The 24,370-nt window shown below is 62.7% G+C and carries 31 protein-coding genes; 24 read left to right on the forward strand and 7 right to left on the reverse strand.

Annotated elements, in window-relative coordinates; translation table 11 throughout:
- Window positions 1-217 precede the first annotated feature (217 nt).
- Window positions 218-811 (forward strand): SOS response-associated peptidase, encoded by a 594-nt coding sequence (locus tag EN861_RS32435; protein WP_127277134.1) that lies wholly within the window; start codon window positions 218-220, stop codon window positions 809-811.
- Window positions 812-832: 21 nt separating this feature from the next.
- Here EN861_RS32435 and EN861_RS32440 read toward each other — a convergent pair whose 3' ends face one another.
- From EN861_RS32440 to EN861_RS32455, 4 genes are all read right to left on the reverse strand, one after another.
- Window positions 833-1,087, reverse strand: a complete 255-nt coding sequence (locus EN861_RS32440) for a hypothetical protein (RefSeq protein WP_127277136.1) — start codon at window positions 1,085-1,087, stop codon at window positions 833-835.
- On the reverse strand, window positions 1,088-1,285 hold the full coding sequence (locus EN861_RS32445) for a hypothetical protein (protein WP_135867601.1): 198 nt from the start codon (window positions 1,283-1,285) through the stop codon (window positions 1,088-1,090). It lies immediately after the preceding gene.
- A 223-nt stretch (window positions 1,286-1,508) separates the two neighbouring features.
- Window positions 1,509-1,781 carry a hypothetical protein gene (locus tag EN861_RS32450; RefSeq protein ID WP_127277140.1) on the reverse strand — a complete coding sequence of 91 codons (273 nt, stop codon included), beginning with the start codon at window positions 1,779-1,781 and terminating at the stop codon, window positions 1,509-1,511.
- Between the two features lie 87 nt (window positions 1,782-1,868).
- Window positions 1,869-2,294, reverse strand: coding sequence for a hypothetical protein (locus tag EN861_RS32455; protein WP_135867602.1), 426 nt, complete (start codon window positions 2,292-2,294; stop codon window positions 1,869-1,871).
- A 536-nt stretch (window positions 2,295-2,830) separates the two neighbouring features.
- Between EN861_RS32455 and EN861_RS32465 the strand changes: the two genes are divergently transcribed.
- The 12 genes from EN861_RS32465 to EN861_RS32520 all read left to right on the forward strand — a co-directional run bounded on the left by EN861_RS32465 (window position 2,831) and on the right by EN861_RS32520 (window position 11,666).
- Window positions 2,831-3,157, forward strand: coding sequence for a DUF736 domain-containing protein (locus EN861_RS32465; RefSeq protein WP_135867603.1), 327 nt, complete (start codon window positions 2,831-2,833; stop codon window positions 3,155-3,157).
- A 176-nt stretch (window positions 3,158-3,333) separates the two neighbouring features.
- The gene (locus EN861_RS32470) at window positions 3,334-3,594 is read left to right on the forward strand and encodes a DUF2285 domain-containing protein (RefSeq protein ID WP_127277148.1); all 261 of its coding nucleotides are present in this window, start codon (window positions 3,334-3,336) and stop codon (window positions 3,592-3,594) included.
- Window positions 3,595-3,713: 119 nt separating this feature from the next.
- Entirely contained in the window at window positions 3,714-4,085 is a 372-nt protein-coding gene (locus tag EN861_RS36485) for a DUF6499 domain-containing protein (RefSeq protein WP_245464304.1), read from the forward strand.
- Complete coding sequence (locus EN861_RS32480; RefSeq protein ID WP_348629805.1) at window positions 3,988-4,479, forward strand: DUF2285 domain-containing protein; 492 nt, start codon at window positions 3,988-3,990, stop codon at window positions 4,477-4,479. Before EN861_RS36485 ends, EN861_RS32480 begins: the two co-directional genes overlap by 98 nt.
- Window positions 4,480-4,605: 126 nt before the next feature.
- Window positions 4,606-4,887, forward strand: a complete 282-nt coding sequence (locus tag EN861_RS32485) for a helix-turn-helix domain-containing protein (RefSeq protein WP_127277152.1) — start codon at window positions 4,606-4,608, stop codon at window positions 4,885-4,887.
- A gap of 146 nt (window positions 4,888-5,033) precedes the next feature.
- Window positions 5,034-5,504, forward strand: coding sequence for a DUF2840 domain-containing protein (locus EN861_RS32490; protein ID WP_245458500.1), 471 nt, complete (start codon window positions 5,034-5,036; stop codon window positions 5,502-5,504).
- Window positions 5,501-6,046: a S26 family signal peptidase gene (locus EN861_RS32495; RefSeq protein ID WP_135867604.1), complete on the forward strand. Its 546-nt coding sequence runs from the start codon at window positions 5,501-5,503 to the stop codon at window positions 6,044-6,046. The genes EN861_RS32490 and EN861_RS32495 overlap by 4 nt, the downstream gene beginning before the upstream one ends.
- Before the next feature lie 69 nt (window positions 6,047-6,115).
- Window positions 6,116-6,451 carry a DUF736 domain-containing protein gene (locus EN861_RS32500; RefSeq protein WP_127277158.1) on the forward strand — a complete coding sequence of 112 codons (336 nt, stop codon included), beginning with the start codon at window positions 6,116-6,118 and terminating at the stop codon, window positions 6,449-6,451.
- Window positions 6,452-6,454: 3 nt separating this feature from the next.
- Window positions 6,455-7,228 carry a lytic transglycosylase domain-containing protein gene (locus EN861_RS32505; RefSeq protein ID WP_135867605.1) on the forward strand — a complete coding sequence of 258 codons (774 nt, stop codon included), beginning with the start codon at window positions 6,455-6,457 and terminating at the stop codon, window positions 7,226-7,228.
- A 243-nt stretch (window positions 7,229-7,471) separates the two neighbouring features.
- Window positions 7,472-9,211, forward strand: a complete 1,740-nt coding sequence (locus EN861_RS32510) for a VirD2 family relaxase/mobilization nuclease (RefSeq protein ID WP_135867606.1) — start codon at window positions 7,472-7,474, stop codon at window positions 9,209-9,211.
- 20 nt (window positions 9,212-9,231) lie between these two features.
- The gene (locus EN861_RS32515; protein WP_135867607.1) at window positions 9,232-11,220 is read left to right on the forward strand and encodes a conjugal transfer protein TraG; all 1,989 of its coding nucleotides are present in this window, start codon (window positions 9,232-9,234) and stop codon (window positions 11,218-11,220) included.
- Between the two features lie 5 nt (window positions 11,221-11,225).
- Window positions 11,226-11,666, forward strand: coding sequence for a CopG family transcriptional regulator (locus tag EN861_RS32520; RefSeq protein WP_127277166.1), 441 nt, complete (start codon window positions 11,226-11,228; stop codon window positions 11,664-11,666).
- Window positions 11,667-11,759: 93 nt separating this feature from the next.
- On the opposite strand, the gene EN861_RS32525 is transcribed toward EN861_RS32520, so the two are convergent.
- Together EN861_RS32525 and EN861_RS32530 are read right to left on the reverse strand one after the other, a co-directional pair.
- Entirely contained in the window at window positions 11,760-13,070 is a 1,311-nt protein-coding gene (locus tag EN861_RS32525) for a type II toxin-antitoxin system HipA family toxin (RefSeq protein ID WP_135867608.1), read from the reverse strand.
- A complete protein-coding gene (locus tag EN861_RS32530) occupies window positions 13,070-13,324 on the reverse strand; it encodes a helix-turn-helix domain-containing protein (RefSeq protein ID WP_127277171.1) in 255 nt (84 codons plus the stop codon). Before EN861_RS32530 ends, EN861_RS32525 begins: the two co-directional genes overlap by 1 nt.
- A gap of 355 nt (window positions 13,325-13,679) precedes the next feature.
- Here EN861_RS32530 and trbB point away from each other — a divergent pair, with 355 nt between their 5' ends.
- Genes trbB through EN861_RS32585 form a run of 11 tightly spaced genes read left to right on the forward strand, consistent with a single transcriptional unit; the run spans window position 13,680 to window position 23,327 of the window.
- Window positions 13,680-14,663 carry a P-type conjugative transfer ATPase TrbB gene (trbB, locus tag EN861_RS32535; protein ID WP_135867609.1) on the forward strand — a complete coding sequence of 328 codons (984 nt, stop codon included), beginning with the start codon at window positions 13,680-13,682 and terminating at the stop codon, window positions 14,661-14,663.
- Window positions 14,660-14,992 carry a TrbC/VirB2 family protein gene (locus EN861_RS32540; RefSeq protein ID WP_135867610.1) on the forward strand — a complete coding sequence of 111 codons (333 nt, stop codon included), beginning with the start codon at window positions 14,660-14,662 and terminating at the stop codon, window positions 14,990-14,992. Before trbB ends, EN861_RS32540 begins: the two co-directional genes overlap by 4 nt.
- Window positions 14,992-15,273, forward strand: a complete 282-nt coding sequence (locus EN861_RS32545) for a VirB3 family type IV secretion system protein (protein WP_127281203.1) — start codon at window positions 14,992-14,994, stop codon at window positions 15,271-15,273. The genes EN861_RS32540 and EN861_RS32545 overlap by 1 nt, the downstream gene beginning before the upstream one ends.
- A 9-nt stretch (window positions 15,274-15,282) precedes the next feature.
- A complete protein-coding gene (gene trbE, locus EN861_RS32550) occupies window positions 15,283-17,739 on the forward strand; it encodes a conjugal transfer protein TrbE (RefSeq protein WP_135867611.1) in 2,457 nt (818 codons plus the stop codon).
- On the forward strand, window positions 17,736-18,494 hold the full coding sequence (gene trbJ / locus EN861_RS32555) for a P-type conjugative transfer protein TrbJ (RefSeq protein WP_127280923.1): 759 nt from the start codon (window positions 17,736-17,738) through the stop codon (window positions 18,492-18,494). Before trbE ends, trbJ begins: the two co-directional genes overlap by 4 nt.
- Before the next feature lie 11 nt (window positions 18,495-18,505).
- The gene (trbK-alt, locus tag EN861_RS32560; RefSeq protein WP_135867612.1) at window positions 18,506-18,832 is read left to right on the forward strand and encodes a putative entry exclusion protein TrbK-alt; all 327 of its coding nucleotides are present in this window, start codon (window positions 18,506-18,508) and stop codon (window positions 18,830-18,832) included.
- A 2-nt stretch (window positions 18,833-18,834) separates the two neighbouring features.
- Entirely contained in the window at window positions 18,835-20,211 is a 1,377-nt protein-coding gene (gene trbL / locus EN861_RS32565) for a P-type conjugative transfer protein TrbL (RefSeq protein WP_135867613.1), read from the forward strand.
- A 3-nt stretch (window positions 20,212-20,214) separates the two neighbouring features.
- On the forward strand, window positions 20,215-20,904 hold the full coding sequence (gene trbF / locus EN861_RS32570; protein WP_127278043.1) for a conjugal transfer protein TrbF: 690 nt from the start codon (window positions 20,215-20,217) through the stop codon (window positions 20,902-20,904).
- A gap of 8 nt (window positions 20,905-20,912) precedes the next feature.
- Window positions 20,913-21,962, forward strand: a complete 1,050-nt coding sequence (gene trbG / locus EN861_RS32575) for a P-type conjugative transfer protein TrbG (RefSeq protein ID WP_245512161.1) — start codon at window positions 20,913-20,915, stop codon at window positions 21,960-21,962.
- Window positions 21,959-23,101, forward strand: coding sequence for a TrbI/VirB10 family protein (locus tag EN861_RS32580; RefSeq protein ID WP_127278041.1), 1,143 nt, complete (start codon window positions 21,959-21,961; stop codon window positions 23,099-23,101). The genes trbG and EN861_RS32580 overlap by 4 nt, the downstream gene beginning before the upstream one ends.
- Before the next feature lies 1 nt (window position 23,102).
- A complete protein-coding gene (locus EN861_RS32585; RefSeq protein ID WP_127278040.1) occupies window positions 23,103-23,327 on the forward strand; it encodes a DUF2274 domain-containing protein in 225 nt (74 codons plus the stop codon).
- A gap of 10 nt (window positions 23,328-23,337) precedes the next feature.
- On the opposite strand, the gene EN861_RS32590 is transcribed toward EN861_RS32585, so the two are convergent.
- Window positions 23,338-24,303, reverse strand: coding sequence for a LysR family transcriptional regulator (locus EN861_RS32590; protein ID WP_135867615.1), 966 nt, complete (start codon window positions 24,301-24,303; stop codon window positions 23,338-23,340).
- Between the last annotated feature and the right edge of the window lie 67 nt (window positions 24,304-24,370).

Here is a 24,370-nt window from a genome sequence, read left to right on the forward strand (position 1 = left end):
AGGGCCGGTGCAGTTCGCACAGACGAAGTCTAGGACAGCAGCGGCGAGCCTCGACAGCCCACCGGGTAGAATTCGACTGGCCGCAGGGCTCAGACGGCCAGAGCGCCGGGAGGGACGCAGACGTCCTGGTTGAACGGGCCGCCTTCGGTTGAGTGCCGGCACTTTTCACCCCGGGTCTGCTTGCCCTAGAGTGAGGATCGTCAGTCCGGAGCCTTTCATGTGCAATGATTATGAACAACACGTCGCTTGGGCTGAATATTGCCGGATGATGGCGTCGTTGGCGCTTAAAATCTCGACACGTCAATCCGACCTCGATTTGCCACAGGCGGATGATATCCGCATCAATGATCCCGCACCCGTAGTGCGCGCCGCAGGCGACACTATGGAATTGGCCTCGATGACGTTCGGATTTCCGCCGAGCGGTCCAAAGGGCGGGCCTGTGTTCAATTTCCGTTCTGAAGGGCGGCAATTCGGCAATAGCAAACGCTGCCTGATTCCGGCGTCAGCGTTCTTCGAATTCACTGGCACGAAATATCCGAAGGCGAAGCATAGGTTCACGCTCAACGGCTCGCGATTCATGGCCATTGCCGGGCTGTGGCGCGAAGGGACGGGCAATAAGCCGCCCACGTTCACGATGCTGACGACCGACCCCGGACCGGATATCGCGCCTTACCACAATCGCCAGGTCGTGGTGCTTCGGCCTGAGAATTGGGCGGCCTGGATTAATTTGACGAAGCCGGAGGCGGAGCTTTTGCGGCCGCTTCCGGCGGGATCGCTCTCGGCGGAAACCGTGCGTCCAGAAAGCTCGTGATGCTCGGTCCGGTGGTGGCGTCTACTCCATGTCTGGAACATCGCCGCTCACGAATAGTGTCGTAGGTGGACCATAATCGCCAAGCGCCGGGTCTGCATCGCGGCTCCATGCGATGACTCCTACATGTTGCCATGCTAGCGCCTTGGCCGTTCTCACAGCGCGATCCTCGCTCTGCTGGTCAGTCGGGCCATAGGCCGTGAATAATTCTCCGTCCTCGGCGCGGTCGAACGCGACGACAACGATGAGCTTTGGCTTCTTCTGGGAGGGGTCGGACATTCAGTGCGCCTTGTCCGAATGGAGATGCATTTCGATCTTGTTGAGCGCTTTGGTTAGGACGTCCACCGCCTCGAGATTGATGGCGAAGTCGAACGTACCTTGCGCCGTATGAAATATCAGAACACCGACCTTGGCTTCATCGTCGACCAATATGCCCATCCCAATGCCTGTCGGCATGTACGGCGGTTTATCTGGCATGGTCTTTCTCCTTCAAAGGTACCGGTCGCCATCGCCGCGGTGGGCCAGGCAGAACCAGTGCGATGTTTGTCGCGGCCGGGCGAACCCGAATGGTGCGCCATTGCCTGGCCGGCGTGCTCACAAACATGGTTTTCGATATGCCCGCGATCCCGCGGCGCTACCGTCACGCCTTCGGCAAGCCTGATTGGTTCGTCCCTCATCAATCTACCAATTCAAGGAACAGCTAGTTTTCCGGCACGGCGTCGGCTGGCCAGTCGGCACAGCACGCGGCGATTTCGGCTTTGTTTGCATCCAAACGCTCGCTGCGCGGTCCTCGTCCGCGGTGTTGGCTCGCTGCTTTCCAGGAACTGGCGTCATCCCAACCCTCCAGCGCAAACATACCATCGGCAGCCCGCTGGGCAGAAATTCCCGTCGCGACAAAAAAAGCGTCCGCAGCGCTGATGCCGCGCTGCTGTTCTGCCGGCGAGGCGCCTTTTATTTCCAAGCGGAGCTTCATAGCTCCCTTCCTGTGCCTATCTGGCCAACAGTGAACAAAATGAGAACAAAGAGTCAAGAGCCCCTTGACTGGCGAGGAATATGTTCCTCATTTCCCGATATGCCCGAGCAACCCGAACGATGGCACAAAGGCGCGCCGTGGACCCTCATGCATGCTCACAACGCCGGTCAGGTTGTGCTTATTCGCTGTCGGCACTGCAATATCAAGCGGTACTTCAAGCCCGCCGAGCTGAGAGAGATCTATGGCAACGTGCCGGTCGAAGCGCTGCGAGGGAAGATGACATGCCAGAAGTGCCGCATGAGCGAAAGCATTGACGCAGAATTGCTCCACCTCGTCGGTGAGGAGGCGGTCAAAGTTCGCTTTCGGCGCTTGGTTGGAATCAAATTCGTGCGCCGCGTGGTCTGGCGAGATGAATAGGCACTCGCGTGAGAACGTTAGATTTGAGTGCTCACATCTGCAACATCGTGCGAGGCATTCCAATTTCGCCGCGGTTTTTCGGGCGATGGCAATCAACTCCAAGCCTCGGTTTCAGTGCAGACGAGCGTTGGCGTCGAGCGGCATGTCTAAGCCGGGCACCAGTTAGCATAGTCGTTAGAGCCGCGACCGCCCCGCGACGTCTGGGAGGCCGCCGAAATCAATCGCTCCCGTGACTTTGCCATGTTGAACAGGTTTGGTGCTGCACACGCTCAAGCCGTGGCAAAACGACCTCGACCACCTGTGACGTCTGTGGCCGGATAGGGTAGGTGCCCAGGACCGCCAACTCTCCTGGATAAAGTCCTGTCGCGGCGAGCACACCGATAGCGGTCTCTTCGACTGGTGTTTCTGGTCCGAAGAACGGCTTCGCCTCGGTCGCCTGTGACGCAACGGCACGTCGCGACTTTCTTCCCCTGCCGGCTGCGCCGTCATTCCTCGCGCAACAACAAAGTCGCTTCCGTACCGTCCTCCGCTTCGCTTCGGCCCTGGTGCGCCGGCGATCGCCTTCCGCCTTGCGACCACCATCGAGACCGCAATGGTGCGGCTCGAAGCAGACAGGATCAAGGAGAACTACCATGGCTACCATCGGCACCTTCAAGAAGTCCGGCAACAACGAGTTCACTGGAGAAATCGTCACCCTCAGCGTCCAGGCCCGCGGCGTCCGCATCGTCCCCGAAACCCGCGCCAACGGCGAAAACGCCCCCAGCCACCGCGTCTTTGTCGGCGGCGCCGATATCGGCGCCGCCTGGTCCAAGCAGTCCAACGAAGGCCGCGACTATCTGGGGCTCAAGCTCGACGATCCAAGCTTCACCGCCCCGATCTTCGCCAACCTCTTCAATGACGAGGACGGTGAGGGCTACAGCCTGATCTGGTCCCGCCCGAGCCGCCGCAACGCAGAATAGGGACGCCGATCAGAAGTTCCGCCCGGACCATCCGGGCGGAACCTCACCTGACGAAAGCTGCTGAGGCCCAAGGCGGCGATGCCGAGATAGCATCGTGTGATGCTCGCAAAGCGGCCTCCGTGGCCACCGTGACATCTGTAAGAGTTGTTTTTTCGCCTCGCCGTGGGGAACACAATATGATTGAGCCCTTTGACGACACCGCGCCAACGGGGGAAGAACTCACCGACTATGATCGCCGCCACATCAAGCTCTACATGCGCTTGTTTGACGCCGACGCCGACGGCGCCGATTGGCGGGAGGTAGTCAAGATCCTCTTCGGGATCGATCCGAAAGAGGAGCCGCGGCGGGCCCGACAGGTTCATGACAGCCATCTGGCGCGGGCGCGCTGGATGACACGAACTGGCTACCGTCAGCTCCTGCGCAAGACCGACACCTAGCGAACATTGTCGCCCGGTGATGCCGAAGAAGCATCACCCGATGCCCATCCGTGGTCTTCCGCCAATCGCAATCACCCGGAATCGATTCGGGCACACTTGCAGCCTGATGAGAACGCACGATGAAGCCGGATACGTCACGTTGGCGGGATAACACCAGCTACGACTTCTTCGACAGCTTACCAGTCGAAGGATTGGCCTGGGAATGCCTGCGCCGTTGGAATTCATATCAGCGCCTCTACGCCGCGCTCGCCCGTTCGGGAGCGGAGACGCAACCTTTTCCGACGGAAGCGCAGAAACGTTGGGGGTTGCGATTTCGCCGCCCGTCCCGACCTGTCCGCGTTGATGCAGGACGTTCTGTGGTCGCCTCTTGCCGACCCCGCGGTGCTGGCCCTCGTGCCGTCCCCCGATTTCCTGTCATCCGACCCTCCCACGGCGCTCGCCGGGATCAGTGCTCGCCACGACAGTCCGCAGGGGTCGCACGCTATCCATGACAGCGGGATCGCAACGCAACTCCTTCTCTTTCCGGGTAGCGCCGCGAGTTGTTCCCGCGCGGCCTTGATACCGCTGGATTCCGAGACCTTAGGCCGGGTCGAGGCTCTGGTCCGTTTCTGGCGCGGCCATAACAGTCGGCCCGTGCCGCCCGATACCCGAATGACTGTTCAGCAGAGGCGCCGCCTGCGCTTGATGATGCGGGCCGCCGACGGTCGCACGAACGGCGCCAGCTATCGTGAAATCGCGACCGCTTTCTATGGGGCGGGGCGTGTGGTCTCCAATCCCTGGAAAACCTCGTCGCTTCGCAACACCGTGATCGGTCTCGCCAAGGGCGGAACAGCGATGATCGCCGGCGGCTATCTGCAATTGCTGCGCCATCGGAAGCGCTCCTAGCTCCGGGGTGGCAATATTGCACCCCCCCATCTTCCTCATCCCCTGCGAAGCCGCCTTTCCGCCACAGTGGTCGCTGCCCGCCGCTGAGCATCAGCGGTTCTCAAAACCCCCTGGGAGGCTCGATACATGCGACCAGATCTAGCCGTTTTGCCGCCGCGCTTTCTACGCACCAAGGAAGCTGCCGAGTTCCTCAGCCTGTCGTCCCGCACGCTCGAGAAACACCGTACCTACGGCACTGGTCCTGGCTATCGCAAACTCGGCGGCCGTGTCGTCTACGCCGTGGACGATCTCCAGGCTTGGGCAGAGCGTGGCGCCGTTACCTCGACTTCGGACCCGCGCGGCTCAGTCCTTCCGGCCAAGCGCCATCCAGCAGCGGCTCCAACGCCGGCCGGACGGTATGGGCGTTGAACTGACCCCGCGCGAAGGCGCAGCGGGTCCACCGCGCCGGCATCACTTCAGTAACTCCATCACCGCGGTTGCTTCCCCGCGAAATCAGGAGACAAGCAATGGGCACTGTCGTTGACTTCCGTTCAGGCCGATCGGTGATCGGCGCGATGGGCGATGACGGCTTGACCCACGTCGAATTGACGTGGGTCGAAAAGAAGATCGAGTACTGGATCCGCTTCGGTTCGGTCGCCCAGGAGAAGATTCTCGACCGCCACCGGCGCGTTGTCTCGTTTCGCCCACGCACTGTCTTTGCCTTCGTTCGCTGGGCCGCGAACGACTTCGGCACGATCATTTCCCGCGTCGATATCGTGCGCGTTGTCGCTGAGGGCGAAGCACACCAGACGCTGCCTTTCGTGCGACCCGGCGGCGACATCCTGCTCAGGTCTGACGGCTGGCCCAAGGTGGAGCGGGTGTTGCAGATGATCGACCGGATCGAGCAACTCGGCATCGATCCGGAAGCGGTCTCGGCTGATCATTGGCGGCATGTCCACAACCGATTGACGGCGGGACAGGAGCCACGCGCCTATACGTTGGATATTCACCGCGCCCACTTGCTCCGGCGGCGGGTCCAGCCATGACGCGGCACGCGATCGTCCTCGCGACGGCACTGGCGATCACGGCCATGCTCTGTCCCGCGTTCACCGAGGTGTCGCCGAGGTTCATCTGGAATGCTTCAGCCAGCACGCCAATTGGCCTGTACCTGATCGACGGCGGCGTGCCGTTTTCGGCGAACGATCTCGTTGCCGTCGAGCCGCCCGAACCGCTCGCAACATTGCTTGCCGACCGCGGCTATCTGCCAAAGCGCGTGCCGCTCATCAAGCACATCCTTGCGGTTTCAGGCCAAACCGTGTGCCGCAAAGAGCTGGTCATTTCAGTTAGTGGCACTGACGTCGGTACCGCGCTCAAACACGATCGCAACGGTCGCGACCTGCCGGATTGGCAGGGCTGCCGGCGCATTCCCGCCGGCGCCGTTTTCCTGATGAACAGCCACGTCCGCGAAAGCTTCGACGGACGCTACTTCGGCTTCCTTACCACAGATCACATCATCGGCCGCGCCGTTCCGCTGTGGACGGACGAGCAGGGCGGCGGCCACTTCCAATGGCGTGCGACAGCGCGGTGAGCGCGCCACCGGCGGCGTCCTCCGTGCCGTCTGATCGTCACCGCAGACATCAAAGACAGGAGACAGGAAATGCCACAGATCGGTGAGTTCATAAGCCATCAGACCGGGTATTCGGGACGAATCCGCACGCTCAGTCTCAACCTCGAGATTGCGATCGTCGCGGCCGAAGCGAACGAGACAGACAATGCGCCCGACTACCTTGTGCAAGCTGGCGGCGAAGACTGCATCGCGATCGGCGCCGGTTGGAAACACTCCAGCGAAAAGGCGGGAGAGTTCGTATCACTGCAGATAGACGACCCGACTTTCGCGCAGCCGATCCGCGCCTATCTGTTCCAAAACGGCGCCGACAAAAAGTCCTGGTCTTTGCAGTGGTCGCGTCTGCGTGACCGCGTGGAGAAGGATTAGGCGATGTTGGCGCGCCGCCGGCCGGCGAGCCAGTTGGGAACGCCTGCGTTGCCTCGCGCTACCCGACGTTCAGCTGTGTTTGTACTTGCCGGGCTCTGCTTCACATGCGTCGTTCCCGCGACTGCACCGGCGCAGAGCCCGCCATTAGGCACGCCGACGGCGCGCGGTCGCTACGACACCCACATAGCGGAGGCGGCGCGCCGCTTCCGCCTTCCGCCGGGCTGGATCCGCGCCGTCCTTGGCGCCGAGAGCGCCGGCGATCAACGGGCCACATCGCCCAAGGGTGCCATGGGTCTGATGCAGATTGTGCCCGATACCTGGTCCGACCTGCGCGCGCGTTATCGACTTGGCCCCGATCCCTATGATCCGCACGACAATATCATCGCGGGCTCGGCCTATATCCGCGAGCTGGTTGATCGCTACGGATCGCCCGGCTGGATTGCTGCCTATAATGCCGGCCCGGGACGGTACGAGGCGTCGCTGCAGGGCAGGCGGCTGCCTCGGGAGACCAGCGCTTACGTCGCCGTCGTCGCATCCGCCATACTCAACGACGGTGCACCGAAAGCTCTCAGTCCGGCATCCCCAGCACAGCACGGCTGGAGGTACGCTTCGCTCTTCGCCGCGCAGCCAATAAGCAAGCCGGAGGACGGTTCGATGCAGTTGAGGCGTTCCCGCAATGATCCTTCAAAGGCCATGCCCACGGAAGGATTGGGCGACGCTACGGTGCCATCGACCGGTCTGTTCGCACCGCAAGTGAGGGGAAGGTCCGCGCCATGAGCGTCATCAACGCGCTTCGCACCATTTCGTGCTCCAGCGGGCCATGGCGTACGGAGGGGGGAGATGCAGGCAACACGACCGAGGGATGGCTAGATAAAAGCCCGCACATTGTGTGCCGGCCGGTCGGTTGGTTTTTGAGGATTTTCAGGCGCCATGCGCACATTGCAGCAATTCCGCGCAATGTGCGTCGCACGCCCAAGACATTGTATCGGCATCTTCTTTTCCACGTTGCGGGATAGGAACATGGCCGATGAGCACGAGCTTCGCCTTCGACCCGGGCGCATTCGTTCCAACCGCGATCAGGCTTTGCGGCCGTTCATCGCACAGGCACTGGCGGCGGCGAAAAAAGCCGGCGGAAGCATCTCCCGCACCGGTCAAATCAGCCCCGGTAACCGATCGCGCTTCGGCCGGGGCCAGGTCGCCAACATCCGGGCCAACCGCCTGCTGACCAGCCGCTCTCGCGTCACTGTCATCAAAACCCGTGTCGTTCGTCACTCCGCGGGTGCTGTGCCGCTGACCGCACACCTCTCCTACCTGCAACGTGAGGGTGTCACCCGTGAAGGGCAAAAGGCCCGCATGTTCGGCCCGGGAACGGACGATGCGGACGTCAAGGTGTTCGCCGAGCGCTGCGGGAGCGATCGACACCATTTCCGCTTCATCGTCTCGCCAGAGGACGCTCCGGAGATGTCGGATCTCAGATCCTTCACGCGCGACCTCATGGGGCAGATGGAGAAAGATATCGGCACGAAGCTCGATTGGGTCGCGGCGGACCACTGGAACACCGACAACCCCCATATCCACGTCATCCTGCGTGGACGCACAGATGACGCGCAGGATCTCGTCATCTCACGCGACTACATCAAGGAAGGGATGCGAGCCCGAGCCGCCGATCTTGTTACCCAGGAACTCGGGCCCCGCGCCGATCTCGACGTCCGCCGCAATCTGCAGCGGCAGATCGAAGCAGAACGCTGGACCCAGCTTGACCGTCAGCTGGTCCGTGACATGTCGCGCACCGGCGTCATCGATCTTGCCGCAAGTGCCCATAGGCGGCCCGACGAGTATCACGTGCATAAGGTCGGTCGCCTGCGCAAGCTCGAAGCCCTCGGTCTTGCCGATCAGGTTGCTCCAGGCCAATGGGTGATCGACGATAGGGCCGAGCCTACCCTGCGGGAGCTCGGCGAGCGTGGCGACATCATAAAGCGAATGCATCGCGCGTTGACCGAACAAGGGATCGAGCGCGGTTCGAGCAGTTATGTCTTGGCCGCCGAAAGCCTCGATACGCCCATTGTCGGGCGGTTGCTTGATCGCGGTCTCGACGACGAACTGACCGGCACTGCCTATGCCGTAGTCGACGCTGTCGACGGACGCACGCATCACATCAGACTTGGCGGTCTCGAGGCAACTGGCGACGGCCCGCCAGGGTCGGTCGTCGAATTGCGCCGCTTCGAAGATGCGGGCGGCCGGCGTCGTGTCGCGCTCGCCGTTCGCTCCGATCTTGGTGTGCATGAGCAGATCACGGCAGCGGGAGCGACCTGGCTCGACCGGCAGGCCATCGCGCGCGCGCCTGCCGCCTTGAGCATCGGTGGCTTCGGTGCCGAGGTTCGTCAAGCTATGGAACAGCGGGCCGATCATCTGATCAGCGAAGGCCTTGCGCAGCGTATAGGTGGGCGGGTTGTTTTCACCAGCAACCTGATCGAGACGCTACGGCGCCGCGAACTCGAACGGGTTGGTGAGAGGCTCGCGGCCGAGGCTGGGCGGCCCTTCAACCGTGCCGCCAGCGGCGACCATGTCGCCGGAATATACCGCCAGCGCTTCGCGCTCGCCTCTGGTCGCTTTGCCATGCTCGACGACGGCCTCGGCTTCCAGCTGGTGCCTTGGTCACCCTCGCTCGAAAACCATCTTGGCCGGCATGTCTCCGGTGTCGCCCGCAGTGACGGCGGCATTGACTGGAGCTTTGCTCGCAAACGCGGGCTCGGTCTCTGACAACACGAGAGAGGACCTCCATGTCCGCGACGAAGATACTCTGGGGCCAGATACTCAGTATCTTCCTGATCGTCCTGGTGACGATCTGGATGGCGACGCAATGGACGGCATGGCGCCTTGGCTTCCAGGCGCAGTTAGGCCCGCCTTGGTTTGAGCTCGCCGGCTTGCCCGTCTACTATCCGCCAGCGCTATTCTGGTGGTGGTATTTTTACGACGCCTACGCCCCGGACATCTTCGTGGAAGGCGGATTGATCGCGGTGTCCGGCGGCTTCCTGTCGATCATTGTTGCGATCGGCATGTCTGTGTGGCGTGCACGCGAAGCCAAGAACGTCCAGACCTATGGGTCGGCGCGATGGGCCGAAAGGAGGGAGGTGGAGGCTGCCGGGTTGCTCGGCGCCGAAGGTGTCGTGCTCGGGCGCCACGATCGCCATTACCTGCGCCATGACGGGCCCGAGCATGTGCTGTGCTTCGCTCCGACCCGGTCTGGCAAGGGGGTCGGCCTGGTGGTGCCTTCGCTGCTAACCTGGCCAGGCTCGGCGATCGTCCACGACATCAAGGGTGAGAACTGGCAGCTCACCGCCGGCTTTCGCGCTCTGCATGGTCGCGTGCTGCTCTTTGATCCGACCAATTCAAGATCGTCGGCGTACAATCCACTGCTGGAAGTCCGTCGCGGCGAATGGGAGGTTCGCGACGTCCAGAACATCGCCGACATTCTCGTCGACCCGGAAGGAAGCCTGGAAAAGCGCAATCACTGGGAAAAGACCAGTCACGCGCTGCTGGTGGGTGCGATCCTCCACGTCCTCTATGCCGAGAAGGACAAGACGCTGGCCGGCGTTGCCGCCTTGCTCTCCGATCCAAGGCGGCCGATCGAGTCGACGCTTTCAGCAATGATGAAAACCGCGCATCTCAGCGAAACCGGCCCGCACCCGGTCATCGCCAGTGCTGCGCGCGAACTGCTCAACAAATCCGACAACGAACGCTCGGGCGTGCTGTCCACCGCAATGTCCTTCCTCGGCCTCTATCGCGATCCCGTCGTCGCCGAGGTGACGCGGCGCTGCGACTGGCGGATCGCCGACATCGTCGGCGGCAAACGGCCGGCGACGCTCTACCTGGTCGTGCCACCGTCCGACATCAATCGGACCAAACCACTCATTCGCCTTATCCTCAATCAGATCGGGCGTCGGCTAACCGAGGACCTGCACACAAAGACCAGCCGCCACCGATTGCTGCTTATGCTGGATGAGTTTCCAGCGCTCGGCCGTCTCGACTTCTTCGAGTCCGCCTTGGCCTTCATGGCTGGCTATCGGCTAAAGAGCTTCCTGATCGCGCAGTCGCTGAACCAGATCGAAAAGGCTTACGGGCCAAACAATTCGATCCTCGACAATTGTCATGTGCGCGTGAGCTTTGCCTCAAACGATGAAAGGACTGCCAAACGTGTGTCCGACGCGCTCGGTACGGCAACCGAGATGCGGGCAATGAAGAACTATGCCGGCCACCGGCTGTCGCCCTGGCTCGGACATCTCATGGTGTCGCGGCAAGAGACAGCTCGTCAGTTGCTCACCCCTGGCGAGGTCATGCAGCTTCCACCAAGCGACGAGATCGTGATGGTAGCGGGTGTGCCGCCGATCCGGGCGAAGAAGGCGCGCTACTATGAGGATGTTCGCTTCCAGGAGCGCGTCCTGCCGCCACCTGAACTGGTCCGTCAAGAAGGGGGGCAACTTGATGATTGGAGCCTGCTGCCGGTCCTGGCCGGCCACGAGGCCGCCGCTCCCCCAGGCTCGCCGCCACAGGACGATGAAGATCCGACTGGATCAGAGCAGCGCCAACAACCCGAACTCAATCGCGCGCCGCCAGTCGAGAAGACGGCCTCGATCGAGAACGAGTTCGAGATCGAGATCGAGATCGATGATGGCGACGATGACGCTGTCGGCAATCGACGCCTTGCCCGCCTTGTAGAGGGTGTGGCGCGGCAGGTTTCCCTGGACCCCGACGATGGCATGGAGTTGTAGCCGCCATGACCGGCCGCAAGAAGAAAGTGCAGATCTCCGTCTATCTCGATCCGCCCGTCATGACGATGCTTCAGGACTATGCGGCGCGACGCGATCAATCCCAGTCCATGATAGCCGAAGCCGCGATCGCTTCGTTCCTCTCGCCCGATGCGGATGAGCGTCGCGAGGCCGCGATCGCCAAGCGCCTGGATCAGGTCGATCGGCGTCTGGCCAGGCAGGAGCGCGATATAGGCATCGCGGTTGAGACCTTGGCCGTGTTCGTCCGCTTCTGGTTGGCGACCACACCGGCCTTGCCGGAGCCAGCGGCACAGGCGGCGCGTGCCAAGGCGGCTGAACGCTACGAAGCCTTCGTCACCGCCCTGGGCCGGCGGCTGGCGAAGGGGCCGAAGCTACGGCAGGAAATTTCGGAGGATATCAATCCGATCGACGAGGGCGGAATACGATAAAGCCGATGGCGATCTTCGCCATGGTGATGGCGATGATTGGCAGTGCGACGATAGCGATGCGGGCCGATGACGATGATGATCAGCAGACCATGGTCAATTTGCGTCGGCGAGAAGACTTGCGCGCTTGCCTATAGCCAATCTGACTGACTCGACAACCTGCTCGGGAAAGCCAGGCTGCAATGAGGAGATCACGATCTCGGCCTGCTTCTCCACGTTTCCAGCAATGTCCTCGAAAATTCCGCGTATGACAGGTGTACCCACGCCGGCAATGTCGGCGGTCTGCATGAAGTGGCGGGGCATGATCTCATGGACCGAATAATGCCGGCTCGTGCCGACCGACATCGCCAACTTGAATTTTCTTCGAGGGATCTGTCCGGCATCAAAGCTGGGCTGTGCCGTCAGTACGTCATAGAGGGGCGTCATACGGAACCGCCCGCCAGGGCTCAGAAAGATACTGAAATTCTTGGCGTGGCCATCGGTAGCGCCAATCAGCCAGAACAAAACGCTGGCGCGCATGAAGACGGTGATGTCTTCCTCGGGCGTGTCACTGCCCCTCAAAAGCGCGACAATCTCAGGGATGCCGGGGCCGCCTTCGGATTGATACTTGCGTGTGGGCGGCACCGACAGCGCCTGACAGATGTCCTCTTGCGGCAGGCGCAAAAGGCGGCCATCGCGAGCCCACAGCCGGTCGAAACGCTCGACGATCAGGGTGGGGCGCCCCCCGAAATCAGCGATCTCTGCCTGAGCGGCGGGAACGCCGAAGGCCTGGAGCAGCTTGAGGCACAGATACTCGTTCTCAACACTATGGGAGAGGTCGATACCGTTCGGCAACTGGCCGATCTGTGGTTTCAGAATATGGGTGGTCGCAGCCGTTCCGATCGGCTTGAACCAGCCCCCATCCTTGCGCAGCAGCGCGGTTTTTTCCTGGGCGCCCGCAATCGAGATGCGGAAATCCTCGTCCTCGCCGAGACCGAGAGGAGCAGTGGCAAGGTTTTCAATTATCCCGGCGATGTCCTCGTTGGAGACTGGCTTGCCGTTGATGCTGCCTGGAATGCCGGGATCGATGCCGTCAGGCAGGAACTGTAGCGCGCCGACGCAATCATGCCCGACCGCGGCGAGCATGCTGTAGGCGTCCGTGCCATCAGCGCCGACGCGTTCGGCAACACGCTTGCGGATGGCGTCATTGTCGGGAAGCAGGTTGTCGAAAACGTTGATCACAGGCGCGCCGATATAGCGATCTTCCCGCAAAGGAAGCGAGAGTGAGACCGGGAAGGTGCCGCGCCAGTCCAGCCATTCGCGGGCGTATTGGAAGTCTATCGCGCCCGTGGATGCTCTGCGCAAAACGCCCACCAGGCGCCCGTTCAGCAAGACATTCAGTGGCGTGTGGGCCGATCGCCGCGCCATCAGAACAGGTCCTCGACGTCAGCGGAGCTGCCTTTGCTGCGCGTGCGAATGACGAGCTCAAGGCCGAGGGCGGAGAGTGCCGCCATCACTGTACGAAGCTGCACAGCCGGCTCTCCGGCTTCAAGGCGCGATACCGTGCCCTGGCGCAAGTGGATCTGATCGCCAAGCGCCCCTTGCGTGAGGCCGGCCTGCTTGCGGGCACGACGCAGGATGGCTGCGAGTTGTTTTTCGTTGCGGGCGATCTGATCGGTCATGGCGGCCTCCAGGCGTTAGCATACGGGCTCGCGTATATTCGGTCAATATACGCGGTCACGTATATTTTTAGAATATACGCGGTCACGTATAAAAAAATGATATACGCAATCGCGTATGAACGCCCGGCAACGATGTTCACAGTTAAGCCAGGTCCAACAGCCTTCCGAGTTCGCGCATCGATCGCGGAGCGTCCTCGCATCGAAGCCAGGCGCCAGCGGCGCCGCCGTTCTCCTGTATTTGTACGCCACGCCACTACGGCTCAACATACTTGTTGAAGCGATCCAGAATCCGGCTCTTTTAATCATCCCCGACAGGGGCGTCTGAGTTGTCCCTGCCGAAAAACCGGGGACACCGATGGCGGCATCGCATCACAATATGGAAGGACGCGCGCGCACCTCGCGTATGCTCCGGACAGCGCTCGGAACCGCCATCACCCGGTTACTGGACGATGCCGTCATCGTCGAAGTGATGCTGAACCCGGATGGCCGCATCTGGGTGGACCGGCTCTCCGAAGGTCTTGCCGATACGGGAGAGGTGCTGTCGGCCGCCGATGGCGAGCGCATCGTCCGCCTTGTCGCCCATCATGTCGGCGCGGAGGTGCATGCGCGCTCGCCGCGCGTTTCGGCCGAGTTGCCGGATACCGGCGAACGCTTCGAAGGGCTTCTTCCGCCGGTCGTTGCCGCGCCGGCCTTCGCAATACGCAAACCCGCCGTCGCGGTCTTTACGCTCGAAGATTACGTCACTGCAGACATCATGACCGCCGAGCAGGCCGACGCGCTTCGCAGCGCCGTCAGTGCTCGCGCAAACATCCTTGTCGCCGGCGGCACATCCACCGGCAAGACGACCCTCACCAATGCCCTGCTCGCCGAGGTCGCGAAGGGAGCCGATCGCGTCGTCATCATCGAGGACACACGCGAGTTGCAGTGCGCCGCGCAGAATCTGGTCGCCATGCGGACCAAGGATGGTGTCGCCACGCTCGCGGACCTGGTTCGCTCCTCGCTGCGTTTGCGGCCGGACCGCATTCCCATCGGCGAAGTGCGCGGCGCAGAGGCCCTCGACCTCCTGAAGGCCTGGGGCACCGGACATCCTGGCGGCATTGGCACCATCCACGCCGGCTCGGGCATCGGGGCATTGCTCCGTCTCGAGCAACTCATCCAGGAAGCCGTCGTCACTGTCCCGCGCGCCCTCATCGCGGAAACCATTGATCTCATCGCCGTTCTGTCCGGGCGCGGACCCGCGCGGCGGCTGACAGAACTTATGCGCGTCGACGGGCTTGGGCCTGACGGCGACTACCGCACCTCCCAAACCAACCAGAACAGTCCAGGAGACAGCTCATGATCCGCATCCTTTCGCGTGGCTACAGGCGCTTGGCCGCTGGCGCCACGACCCTTGCCACCACCCTCATGCTCGCCCAGGTCGCTCATGCCGCCGGCTCGTCGATGCCGTGGGAGCAACCGCTTGAGAAGATCCTTCAGTCGATTGAGGGCCCGGTCTCCAAGATCATTGCCGTCATCATCATCATCGTAACGGGGCTAACGCTTGCCTTCGGCGACACCTCGGGTGGATTCAGGCGGCTGATCCAGATCGTCTTTGGCCTGTCGATCGCCTTTGCGGCATCCAGCTTCTTCCTGTCGTTTTTTTCCTTCGGCGGCGGGGCGCTGATCTGATGGCGGCCGCTTTCGAACAGGTCGGCGCTGTGCCAGGGTTTACGGTCCACGTTCACAGGGCACTGACCGAGCATATTCTGCTCGGCGGCGCACCCCGCTCGATCGCAATCCTGAACGGCACACTGGCAGGCGCGGTTGGCCTGGGCCTTCGCCTCTGGCTGGTCGGTCTCATCATCTGGGCAGTTGGACACTTCACCGCTGTATGGGCCGCAAGGCGCGATCCGCTCTTTTTCGAAGTGGGTCGAAGGCATCTGCGCCTTCCCGCTCATCTGCCGGTGTGAGGTCCTGTCATGATGAACCTTTCCGAATATCGTCGCACCGCCAACCGTCTTGCCGACTACCTGCCCTGGGCCGCGCTTGTCGCGCCCGGCGTGGTGCTCAACAAGGATGGAAGCTTTCAGCGCTCCGCAACGTTTCGCGGGCCCGATCTCGATTCCGCGGTCGCGGCCGAGTTGGTCGCGGTGGCCTCGCGTATCAACAACGCCTTTCGTCGCCTTGGCTCGGGATGGAGCATCTTCGTCGAGGCGCAGCGGCATCAGGCGGCGACCTATCCCGAAAGCCAGTTTCCTGACCCGGCCTCAGCCCTCGTCGACGCCGAGCGCAAGGCCGAGTTCGAAGAGGAAGGCGTTCACTTCATCTCGAGCTACTTCCTCACCTTCCTCTATCTGCCGCCGGTCGAGGATGTCGCGCGCGCCGAGACATGGCTTTACGAGGGGCGCGAACAGTCGGGCGTTGATCCCAATGAGATTCAGCGCGCCTTTGTCGACCGCACGGATCGCGTGCTTTCCCTGCTCGACGGTTTCATGCCGGAATGCCGGTGGCTCGACGATAGCGAGACCCTGACCTACCTGTATTCGGCTGTCTCGACGAAGCGCCATCGTGTGCGCGTCCCCGAGACGCCGATCTATCTCGATGCGCTGCTGGCCGATCAGCCGCTGACCGGTGGGCTGGCGCCGCGTCTTGGGGATCAGCATCTTCGCGTGCTCACCATTGTTGGCTTTCCAACAGCAACCACGCCCGGCCTTCTCGATGACCTCAACCGGCTCGCATTTGGCTACCGCTGGTCGACGCGTGCGATCCTTCTCGACAAGGTCGACGCTGCCAAGCTGCTGACGAAGATCCGTCGGCAATGGTTCGCCAAGCGTAAGTCGGTCGCGGCCATCCTGAAGGAGGTCATGACGAACGAGGCGTCCGTGCTCATGGACACGGACGCCGCCAACAAGGCGGCCGACGCCGACATGGCTTTGCAGGAGCTCGGCGCGGATATGACGGGCATGGCTTATGTCACCGCGACCATCGCGGTCTGGGATGCCGATCCGCGTCTTGCCGATGAAAAACTGCGTCTTGTCGAAAAGGTCATCCAGGGACGCGATTTCACCGCGATGGTCGAGACCGTCAATGCCGTCGATGCCTGGCTCGGTTCATTGCCCGGACATGCCTACGCCAACGTCCGCCAGCCACCCATCTCGACACTCAATCTCGCCCACATGATCCCCCTCTCTGCCGTGTGGGCGGGGCCGGAACGGGACGAGCACCTCGGTAGTCCCCCCTTGCTTTACGGCAAGACCGAGGGCTCGACCCCGTTCCGGTTGTCCTTGCATGTCGGCGACGTCGGCCACACGCTTGTTGTCGGGCCTACCGGAGCTGGCAAGTCCGTGCTGCTCGCGCTGATGGCCCTGCAGTTCCGCCGCTACGCGCGCAGTCAAGTCTTTGCCTTCGACTTCGGCGGCTCGATCCGCGCCGCCGCACTGGCAATGGGAGGCGACTGGCACGATCTTGGCGGAAGCCTAACCGAAGGCGCCGATACCTCCGTCTCGCTCCAGCCACTCGCCCGCATACACGACACTTACGAGCGCGCCTGGGCCGCCGACTGGGTAGTGGCAATCCTGGCGCGCGAAGGCATCCCGATCAACCCGGACGCCAAGGAGCATATCTGGGCCGCTCTGACGTCGCTCGCCTCGGCGCCGGTGGAGGAGCGCACCATCACCGGCCTGAGCGTCTTGCTGCAGGCCAACGATCTGAAGCAGGCTCTCCGGTCCTACTGCATCGGTGGCCCGTACGGGCGGTTGCTTGATGCCGAGGCCGAGCACCTTGGCACGGCGTCCGTGCAGGTGTTCGAAATCGAGGGTCTTGTTGGGACTGGAGCCGCACCGGCGGTTCTCTCCTACCTGTTCCATCGCATCGGTGACCGGCTCGATGGACGACCGACGCTGCTCATTATCGACGAGGGCTGGCTTGCCCTTGATGATGAGAGTTTTGCCGGGCAATTGCGCGAATGGCTGAAGACCCTGCGCAAGAAGAATGCCAGCGTCGTCTTTGCCACGCAGTCGCTGTCCGACATTGACAATTCGGGCATCGCACCAGCGATCATCGAGAGCTGTCCAACCCGGCTGCTGTTGCCGAACGAACGCGCAACCGAACCACAGATCACCGCGATCTATCGTCGCTTCGGCCTCAACGACCGCCAGATAGAGATTTTGGCGCGCGCCACACCGAAGCGCGACTACTACTGCCAGTCTCGACGCGGCAACCGCCTCTTTGAGCTCGGCCTGTCCGAGATCGCCCTGGCGCTTTGCGCTGCATCCTCGAAGACCGATCAGGCTCTGATCGCCAGCATCGTCGCCGGACATGGCCGCGCCGGCTTCCTCCCTGCCTGGCTGCGCGCGCGAAACGCCAGTTGGGCGGCTGACCTCGTTCCCAACGTTTCGACATTCACCTCCCAACCCGAACAGGAGCATCAAACATGAATACCCATCGCTTTCGCTCGCGCGCGCTTGCCCTGGCCGCGGCCATGTTCACCGCGCCGCTCGCGGTGTTGCCCGCAGCTGTCAGGCCAGCATACGCGTTGATCGTGTTTGATCCGTCGAATTATGCGCAGAATGTCCTGACGGCGGCGCGATCGCTTCAGCAGGTGACCAATCAGATCACCTCACTTCAGAACGAAGCACAGATGCTGATCAACCAGGCCCGCAATCTCGCGAGCCTGCCTTTCTCCTCGCTGCAGCAGTTGCAGCAATCGGTGCAGCGGACGCAGCAGCTGCTCGGCCAGGCGCAGAACATCGCCTTCGATGTCCAGCAGGTCGACAGGATCTTCCAGCAGCAATACCGCAGCATCTCGCTATCCGCGTCCGATCAGCAACTCGTCACGGATGCGCGCTCGCGCTGGCAGAATACGGTTGGCGGCCTGCAGGACGCCATGCGCGTGCAAGCGGGCGTCGTTGGAAACATCGACACCAATCGCACGCAAATGTCGGCGCTTGTCGGCGCCAGCCAATCAGCCACCGGCGCGCTGCAGGCGACACAAGCCGGTAACCAGCTTCTCGCGCTTCAGGCGCAGCAGCTTGCCGATCTCACGGCGGTTGTCGCCGCGAACGGTCGCGCCCAGGCAATGACCGAGGCTGAACGTGCCGCCGCCGCCGAACAGGGGCGCGAGCAGCGCCGCCGGTTCCTGAACCCGGGCTCCGGGTACCAGGCCGGCAATGCCGCGATGTTCAACCAGTGAGGCTCACCGCCATGGATGGCAAGTCACTCGCTCGCCTCGCCGCTGTCATCTTCCTCGCGATCGCCGTCACGGCGGCCGCGGTCGAGTTGGCCCGAAAGGAGGAAAAGTCGGTTAGGGCCGCTCCCGAGGCGCCGGCCACTTTGTCGCCAAACCCGCTCCGCGAAGGTCTTCGCCGCTGCCAGATCCTCGGTGGGGCTGCTTTGCGCGACGGCGGCTGCTTGCGCTTGTGGGCGCAGCAGCGCGACCGGTTCCTCGGTCTCAAGTCGCCATTTGCGCGTCCAACGCCAGAGACCGCCGCACCGCAATTGCCAGATGCGGCGTCGCAGGGGGCGCGATAAGCATGGGCGATACCGGCGTCATCGATCAATTCCTGGGCACCTTCACCCGCTACATCGACAGCGGCTTTGGGCTGCTCGGCGGCGAAGTCGCCTTCGTCGCCACCACACTGATTGTCATTGATGTGACGCTTGCCGCTCTCTTCTGGAGCTGGGGCGCGGACGACGACATCTTGGCGCGGCTGGTCAAGAAGACGCTGTTCGTTGGCGTCTTCGCCTACCTGATTTCCAATTGGAACAGCCTTGCCCGGATCGTCTTCGAAAGCTTTTCCGGGCTCGGCCTGAAGGCGAGCGGTACCGGCTTCACTGTCCAGGACCTGCTTCGCCCCGGCAAAGTGGCGCAGACCGGCCTCGATGCGGGACGACCGCTGCTTGAGGCGATCTCGGGGCTGATGGGCTATGTGTCCTTCTTCGAGAATTTCATTCAGATCGCCTGCCTGCTCTTTGCCTGGGCGCTCGTGCTCCTCGCCTTCTTCATCCTGGCGGTGCAACTCTTCGTCACGCTCATCGAATTCAAGCTGTCGACGCTGGCTGGCTTCGTCCTCATCCCCTTCGGCCTCTTCGGCAAGACAGCCTTCATGGCCGAACGCGTGCTCGGCAACGTCATCTCATCCGGCATCAAGGTGCTTGTGCTTGCGGTGATCATCGGCATCGGCTCGACGCTCTTCAGCGAGTTTACCCAAGGCTTCGGCGGCGAGAACCCAACCATCGATCAAGCCATGGCGATCGTGCTGGCGGCCCTGTCACTGCTTGGCCTCGGCATCTTCGGTCCGGGCATTGCCAACGGTCTCGTCTCTGGCGGACCGCAGCTTGGTGCGGGCGCTGCCGTCGGCACCGGTCTCGCCGCCGGCGGCACGGCGCTCGTCGCCGGTGGTGCTACCGCCCTTGCAATGCGGGGTGGAGCGGCCGCGTTCTCCGGAGCGGCTTCCACAGCGCGAGGCGGCTCGTTCCTCGCAGGCAGTGCATCGACTGCCTATACGCTCGGCTCCGCCGGCCAGGCGGGCGCCGTGGGTGTCGCCTCAGGGCTGAGCGGCGTTGCAAGCGCCGGCGTTTCGGCCGCCGCTTCGCCGCTTAAGCGCGCGGCCGCGCGCGCCATCCAGTCCCTGAATTCAAGCTTCGCTTCCGGCGCCAATTCTGCCTTCGAGGCCACCGGTGGATCATCGACCCTCGGAACGGTCGGAGGCGATCCCGGGTCTACCGGCGGTACGTCTTTCCGCGGCGGCAGCGAAGTCGCCGCCGCGGCAAGGAACCCGCCTGACTGGGCCAAACGCATGCAGCGATCTCAGCAACTCTCCCATGGCGTCCAGACGGCTGCCCACGCCGTGCGCGCCGGCGATGCCCATGGCAGCGGAACCTCCATTTCTCTCTCGGAAGGCAAGTGACCAATGAACATCTTTCGACGGCCCGCCGTTCACTACGGCAAGACACCGCAACCGGAGACGCCCTATCAAAGGGCAGCGCAGGTCTGGGACGAGCGCATTGGCTCCGCCCGCGTGCAGGCCAGGAATTGGCGCACCATGGCCTTCGGATCGATGATGCTCTCGGCGGGCCTCGCGGGCTCCCTTGTCTGGCAGTCAGGCCGAGGCACGGTGGTGCCGTGGGTGGTCCAGGTCGATGCGCTCGGACAGGCGCAGACGGTCGCGCCCGCGAACGCCGATTACAAGCCGACCGATCCGCAAATCGCGTGGCATCTCGCCCGCTTCATCGAGCAGGTCCGCTCAATCCCGGCCGATCCGATTATCGTGCGACAAAACTGGCTACGCGCCTATGAGTGGACCACTGACCAGGGCGCTATGGTGCTCAACGCCTATGCTCGCGGCAGTGAACCCTTCTCCAAGGTGGGCAAGCAGCAGGTCGCTGTCGAGGTCTCCTCCGTCATTCGCGCCTCACCGGATTCTTTTCGCGTCGCCTGGACCGAGCGTCGCTACGAAAACGGCAAGCTCTCCATCACCGAGCACTGGACCGCGATCCTGACGATCGTGGTCCAGCCGCCAAGCGACGCCGAACGGCTTCGGGCCAATCCGCTCGGTATCTACGTCAATGCCATCAATTGGTCGCGGGAGATGAGCCAATGAGCCGCGATATGCCTATCACCGCCATCCCGGCTCCCCGCGGGTGCCCACTCGCCGCGTTTTTGATTTCGGGGGCCTTGCTCACGGGCTGCGCCACGCCGCATGAGCCGCCGCAGATCGCCTATGACACCAACGTGCCGCCGTTGCCGTCTATTCCGGCTGTCACGATCGATCAGAGTCCGAAACCACTGCACGTTCCACCAGGCTGGGCGCCTTCGCGCGGTGGCGCCGCAGGCGACACACCGGCTGCGCGTGTCGAAAACGCAAACGCCGCCGCACGCGTCCAGCCGCGGCGCGAGGGCTATTACAATGCCATACAGGTCTATCCATGGAGCGAAGGGGCACTTTACCAGGTCTATGCGGCACCGGGGAAGATAGCGGACATCTCACTGGAGCCCGGAGAGAGCCTGACTGGCACAGGCCCAATCGCTGCGGGCGACACCGCGCGCTGGATCATCGGCGACACCGAAAGCGGGTCGGGCGTGACTCGGCGCGTCCATGTGCTGGTCAAGCCTTCGCGTCCCGACATCACCACCAATCTCGTCATCACCACCGACCGTCGCAGCTACATGATCGAACTGCGAGCGGACGAGAAGCTCTACATGCCTGCCGTGGCATGGGCATATCCGACCCAGCCCGGCAGCCGGCGACAGGCCGCTCCCGAGACACCGATCATCCCGGACGTCGCCGCGCGCAACTACCGCTATCGTCTTGCTGGTGACACACCGCCCTGGAAGCCCATCGCCGTCTATGACGATGGCCGACGCGTCTACGTCGAGTTTCCGCGCGGTATCGTACAGGGCGAGATGCCGCCGATCTTCGTCATCGGCCCGGACGGCGAGGCTGAGATCACCAACGGCCGGGTCTATCAAAACATCCTGATCGTCGACCGCTTGTTCGGCGCGGCCGAATTGCGTCTTGGGAGCGGCAAACGGCAACAGACTGTCAGGATCATCCGCATCGATGCGACGAGGACAAGCCGTCTATCGTGGATCCCGGGCTTGAGTGCCGCGCCGAAACGCAAGGTCGCACCGAGGCAAAGGGGAGGGGAGCAGTCATGAGCGACAACGAGCACGCCACCGCGCCGATGCGACTTCGCGCCGAGCCACCGCGCGTGACCCGCCTGTCGCGCAAGCTGCTTGCCGGCATCGGCTTCGTCGCGTCGCTTGGCATCGGCGGCGCGCTGATATACGCGCTTCAGACTCACGATAGAGACACGCAGGGTGAGGAGCTCTATTCGACCTCCAACCGCCAGCCGGCAGATGGCCTGGCTGGCCTGCCACGCGACTATACCGGCCCGATCCTTGGACCGCCGCTGCCCGGAGATCTCGGCCGCCCGATTCTCGAGGCGCAGAACAAGGGGCAGTCCGTCGTGCCGCCAATGATTGCGGCACCTAGCGTCGACGAGGCCGAACAACGCCGGCGAGACGAAGAGGAGGCCGCTCGAACATCGCAGGTCTTCTTCCAGGCTGCGGCGAGGGCCGGAGCCACAGCCGAACCGCCTGGCAATATCGCGACACCGAACCTTGCCGGTCTGGAACCTGCCGGACAGACGGCGCAGGATCGCCAACTTGCCTTCCTGAATGTGGCCGCCGACCGCCGCACCGTGGCGCCCGACCATGTCATGGCACCGGCATCGCCCTATGTGCTTCAGGCCGGGGCGGTTATCCCGGCAGCTCTCATCACCGGCATCCGTTCCGACCTGCCCGGTCAGATTACCGCTCAGGTGACCGAAAACATCTACGACAGTCCGACGGGAAGGGCGCTGCTTATCCCCCAAGGGACACGTGTCATCGGCGAATATGACAACGGTGTTGGGTTCGGGCAGCGCCGCGTATTGCTTGTCTGGAGCAGGCTGATCTTCCCCAATGGCCGCTCGATCGTTTTGGAGCGCCAGCCCGGCGCGAACGCGCAGGGTTATGCCGGCCTCGAGGATGGCGTCGACTATCACTGGGCCGAGTTGTTCAAGGCGGCTGCGCTTTCCACCATCCTCAGCGTAGGAGCGGAGGCGGGCTCGTCGGGCCAGGAAAGCGATATCCTGCATGCCTTGCGCAGCGGCGCTTCCGATAGCGTCAGCCAGGTCGGCCAGGAGATCGTCCAGCGTCAGCTCCAGATAGCGCCGACGCTCAACATTCGTCCGGGTTTCCCCGTGCGCGTTCTCGTTACCCGCGATCTCGTGCTCGAACCGTATGGAGGCTGAAATGGCTAAGCTGAAACTCGGCCCCATTGCCGACGACAAACCTGTCAAGGTTACGATCGAGCTCCCGGCTCCGCTGCATCGCGACCTGACCAGATATGCCGAGATCCTTGGACACGAAGCGGGGCAATCTTCCAGAGATCCATTACGCTTGATCGTGCCCATGCTTGAGCGCTTCATCGCGACGGATCGCGGCTTCGCGAAGGCGAAGCACGAGCGGAAGGATTAGTCCGGAGCTGTTAAGAGGGACGATCGGAGGTGCGAGCGGCGGCGTGTATCGGGAGAACGGTCGGTGCGCTTTTCGCCACCGGATGAAAGGCGGAGAGGATCGCCCCAAGGGAGACTTCCAACACGTTGGAAAAGACCCTGCCTTTCTGCCAGACCGCAACGTAGTGATAGAGTGCCGTGGGCTCCACCGGCTTTGCTTCCAGTTCGAACGCCGCATATTCGCGGGCGATGATTTCGTTGGTGATGGAAACGCCGAGACCGGCCGAGACGAAGCCGACCTCGTAACCATTGCAATCGTATTCCACCAGTATGTCCGGCTCGACCCCTGCGAAGCGCAGCGCGTTGAAGTTCATCTGATGCGACGCAAACTGAGGGTCGATGTCGACAATCTTTTCCCCCTCGAGGTCGTGCGCTTCGACACGTGACTTTGTTGAGAAACGGTGCTTGGGGTGGAAGATGCACACATTGCGCGCCGAGCCGATCGGTGCCCACTCAAACAGCCGGGGGTCCAGGGGCAGCCTCGAGATTCCGAGATCTGCCCGCCCCGACAGGATATGTTCACCCACCTGTTCGTAGTTTCCCGAAATTGATCGCACACTCGAAGCCGTTTTCGAACGGATAGTCGCCACGACCTTCGGCAATGTCACGAAACCGAAGACGGCGGGTGCGGCAATTGCGATCCGCTGCTTCTCATCGTTCTTTATCGCGAAAATCGACGCTTCCAGGCGATCCATTGAAGTCAGGGCTATTTCCACGTTGCGCAGGAGTTCCCAGGCCTTCCTTGACGGAATGATCCGATTGGTCGACCGTTCAAAAAGAGCGATGCCGAGGGCGGCCTCGAGCTGCTTTACGTGCTGGCTAACCGCAGGTTGGCTTATCCCGAGCGCAGCAGCTGCCTGCCTCGTCGATCCGGTGCGCAACACCTGACGAAAGACCTGCAACTGTCGGAGCTTCAGGCCGCTTTGCAGCAACTCCATTTTGCGCCCTTTCTCGAGAACGCCCAAGCCACATGTGAATTGGCTCGGCTAACCGAGCTCAGAATTG

This window comes from Mesorhizobium sp. M8A.F.Ca.ET.218.01.1.1 (assembly GCF_004791165.1).
Classification (GTDB): Bacteria; Pseudomonadota; Alphaproteobacteria; order Rhizobiales; family Rhizobiaceae; genus Mesorhizobium.

What these genes read in the sequence shown, in the direction of transcription:
- EN861_RS32435 (WP_127277134.1), top strand. Translation starts at nt 218, where the DNA reads ATGTGCAATGATTATGAACAACACGTCGCTTGGGCTGAATATTGCCGG.
- EN861_RS32440 (WP_127277136.1), bottom strand. Translation starts at nt 1,087, where the DNA reads ATGTCCGACCCCTCCCAGAAGAAGCCAAAGCTCATCGTTGTCGTCGCG.
- EN861_RS32445 (WP_135867601.1), bottom strand. Translation starts at nt 1,285, where the DNA reads ATGCCAGATAAACCGCCGTACATGCCGACAGGCATTGGGATGGGCATA.
- EN861_RS32450 (WP_127277140.1), bottom strand. Translation starts at nt 1,781, where the DNA reads ATGAAGCTCCGCTTGGAAATAAAAGGCGCCTCGCCGGCAGAACAGCAG.
- EN861_RS32465 (WP_135867603.1), top strand. Translation starts at nt 2,831, where the DNA reads ATGGCTACCATCGGCACCTTCAAGAAGTCCGGCAACAACGAGTTCACT.
- EN861_RS32470 (WP_127277148.1), top strand. Translation starts at nt 3,334, where the DNA reads ATGATTGAGCCCTTTGACGACACCGCGCCAACGGGGGAAGAACTCACC.
- EN861_RS36485 (WP_245464304.1), top strand. Translation starts at nt 3,714, where the DNA reads ATGAAGCCGGATACGTCACGTTGGCGGGATAACACCAGCTACGACTTC.
- EN861_RS32485 (WP_127277152.1), top strand. Translation starts at nt 4,606, where the DNA reads ATGCGACCAGATCTAGCCGTTTTGCCGCCGCGCTTTCTACGCACCAAG.
- EN861_RS32490 (WP_245458500.1), top strand. Translation starts at nt 5,034, where the DNA reads ATGGGCGATGACGGCTTGACCCACGTCGAATTGACGTGGGTCGAAAAG.
- EN861_RS32495 (WP_135867604.1), top strand. Translation starts at nt 5,501, where the DNA reads ATGACGCGGCACGCGATCGTCCTCGCGACGGCACTGGCGATCACGGCC.
- EN861_RS32500 (WP_127277158.1), top strand. Translation starts at nt 6,116, where the DNA reads ATGCCACAGATCGGTGAGTTCATAAGCCATCAGACCGGGTATTCGGGA.
- EN861_RS32505 (WP_135867605.1), top strand. Translation starts at nt 6,455, where the DNA reads ATGTTGGCGCGCCGCCGGCCGGCGAGCCAGTTGGGAACGCCTGCGTTG.
- EN861_RS32510 (WP_135867606.1), top strand. Translation starts at nt 7,472, where the DNA reads ATGGCCGATGAGCACGAGCTTCGCCTTCGACCCGGGCGCATTCGTTCC.
- EN861_RS32515 (WP_135867607.1), top strand. Translation starts at nt 9,232, where the DNA reads ATGTCCGCGACGAAGATACTCTGGGGCCAGATACTCAGTATCTTCCTG.
- EN861_RS32520 (WP_127277166.1), top strand. Translation starts at nt 11,226, where the DNA reads ATGACCGGCCGCAAGAAGAAAGTGCAGATCTCCGTCTATCTCGATCCG.
- EN861_RS32525 (WP_135867608.1), bottom strand. Translation starts at nt 13,070, where the DNA reads ATGGCGCGGCGATCGGCCCACACGCCACTGAATGTCTTGCTGAACGGG.
- EN861_RS32530 (WP_127277171.1), bottom strand. Translation starts at nt 13,324, where the DNA reads ATGACCGATCAGATCGCCCGCAACGAAAAACAACTCGCAGCCATCCTG.
- trbB (WP_135867609.1), top strand. Translation starts at nt 13,680, where the DNA reads ATGGCGGCATCGCATCACAATATGGAAGGACGCGCGCGCACCTCGCGT.
- EN861_RS32540 (WP_135867610.1), top strand. Translation starts at nt 14,660, where the DNA reads ATGATCCGCATCCTTTCGCGTGGCTACAGGCGCTTGGCCGCTGGCGCC.
- EN861_RS32545 (WP_127281203.1), top strand. Translation starts at nt 14,992, where the DNA reads ATGGCGGCCGCTTTCGAACAGGTCGGCGCTGTGCCAGGGTTTACGGTC.
- trbE (WP_135867611.1), top strand. Translation starts at nt 15,283, where the DNA reads ATGATGAACCTTTCCGAATATCGTCGCACCGCCAACCGTCTTGCCGAC.
- trbJ (WP_127280923.1), top strand. Translation starts at nt 17,736, where the DNA reads ATGAATACCCATCGCTTTCGCTCGCGCGCGCTTGCCCTGGCCGCGGCC.
- trbK-alt (WP_135867612.1), top strand. Translation starts at nt 18,506, where the DNA reads ATGGATGGCAAGTCACTCGCTCGCCTCGCCGCTGTCATCTTCCTCGCG.
- trbL (WP_135867613.1), top strand. Translation starts at nt 18,835, where the DNA reads ATGGGCGATACCGGCGTCATCGATCAATTCCTGGGCACCTTCACCCGC.
- trbF (WP_127278043.1), top strand. Translation starts at nt 20,215, where the DNA reads ATGAACATCTTTCGACGGCCCGCCGTTCACTACGGCAAGACACCGCAA.
- trbG (WP_245512161.1), top strand. Translation starts at nt 20,913, where the DNA reads ATGCCTATCACCGCCATCCCGGCTCCCCGCGGGTGCCCACTCGCCGCG.
- EN861_RS32580 (WP_127278041.1), top strand. Translation starts at nt 21,959, where the DNA reads ATGAGCGACAACGAGCACGCCACCGCGCCGATGCGACTTCGCGCCGAG.
- EN861_RS32585 (WP_127278040.1), top strand. Translation starts at nt 23,103, where the DNA reads ATGGCTAAGCTGAAACTCGGCCCCATTGCCGACGACAAACCTGTCAAG.
- EN861_RS32590 (WP_135867615.1), bottom strand. Translation starts at nt 24,303, where the DNA reads ATGGAGTTGCTGCAAAGCGGCCTGAAGCTCCGACAGTTGCAGGTCTTT.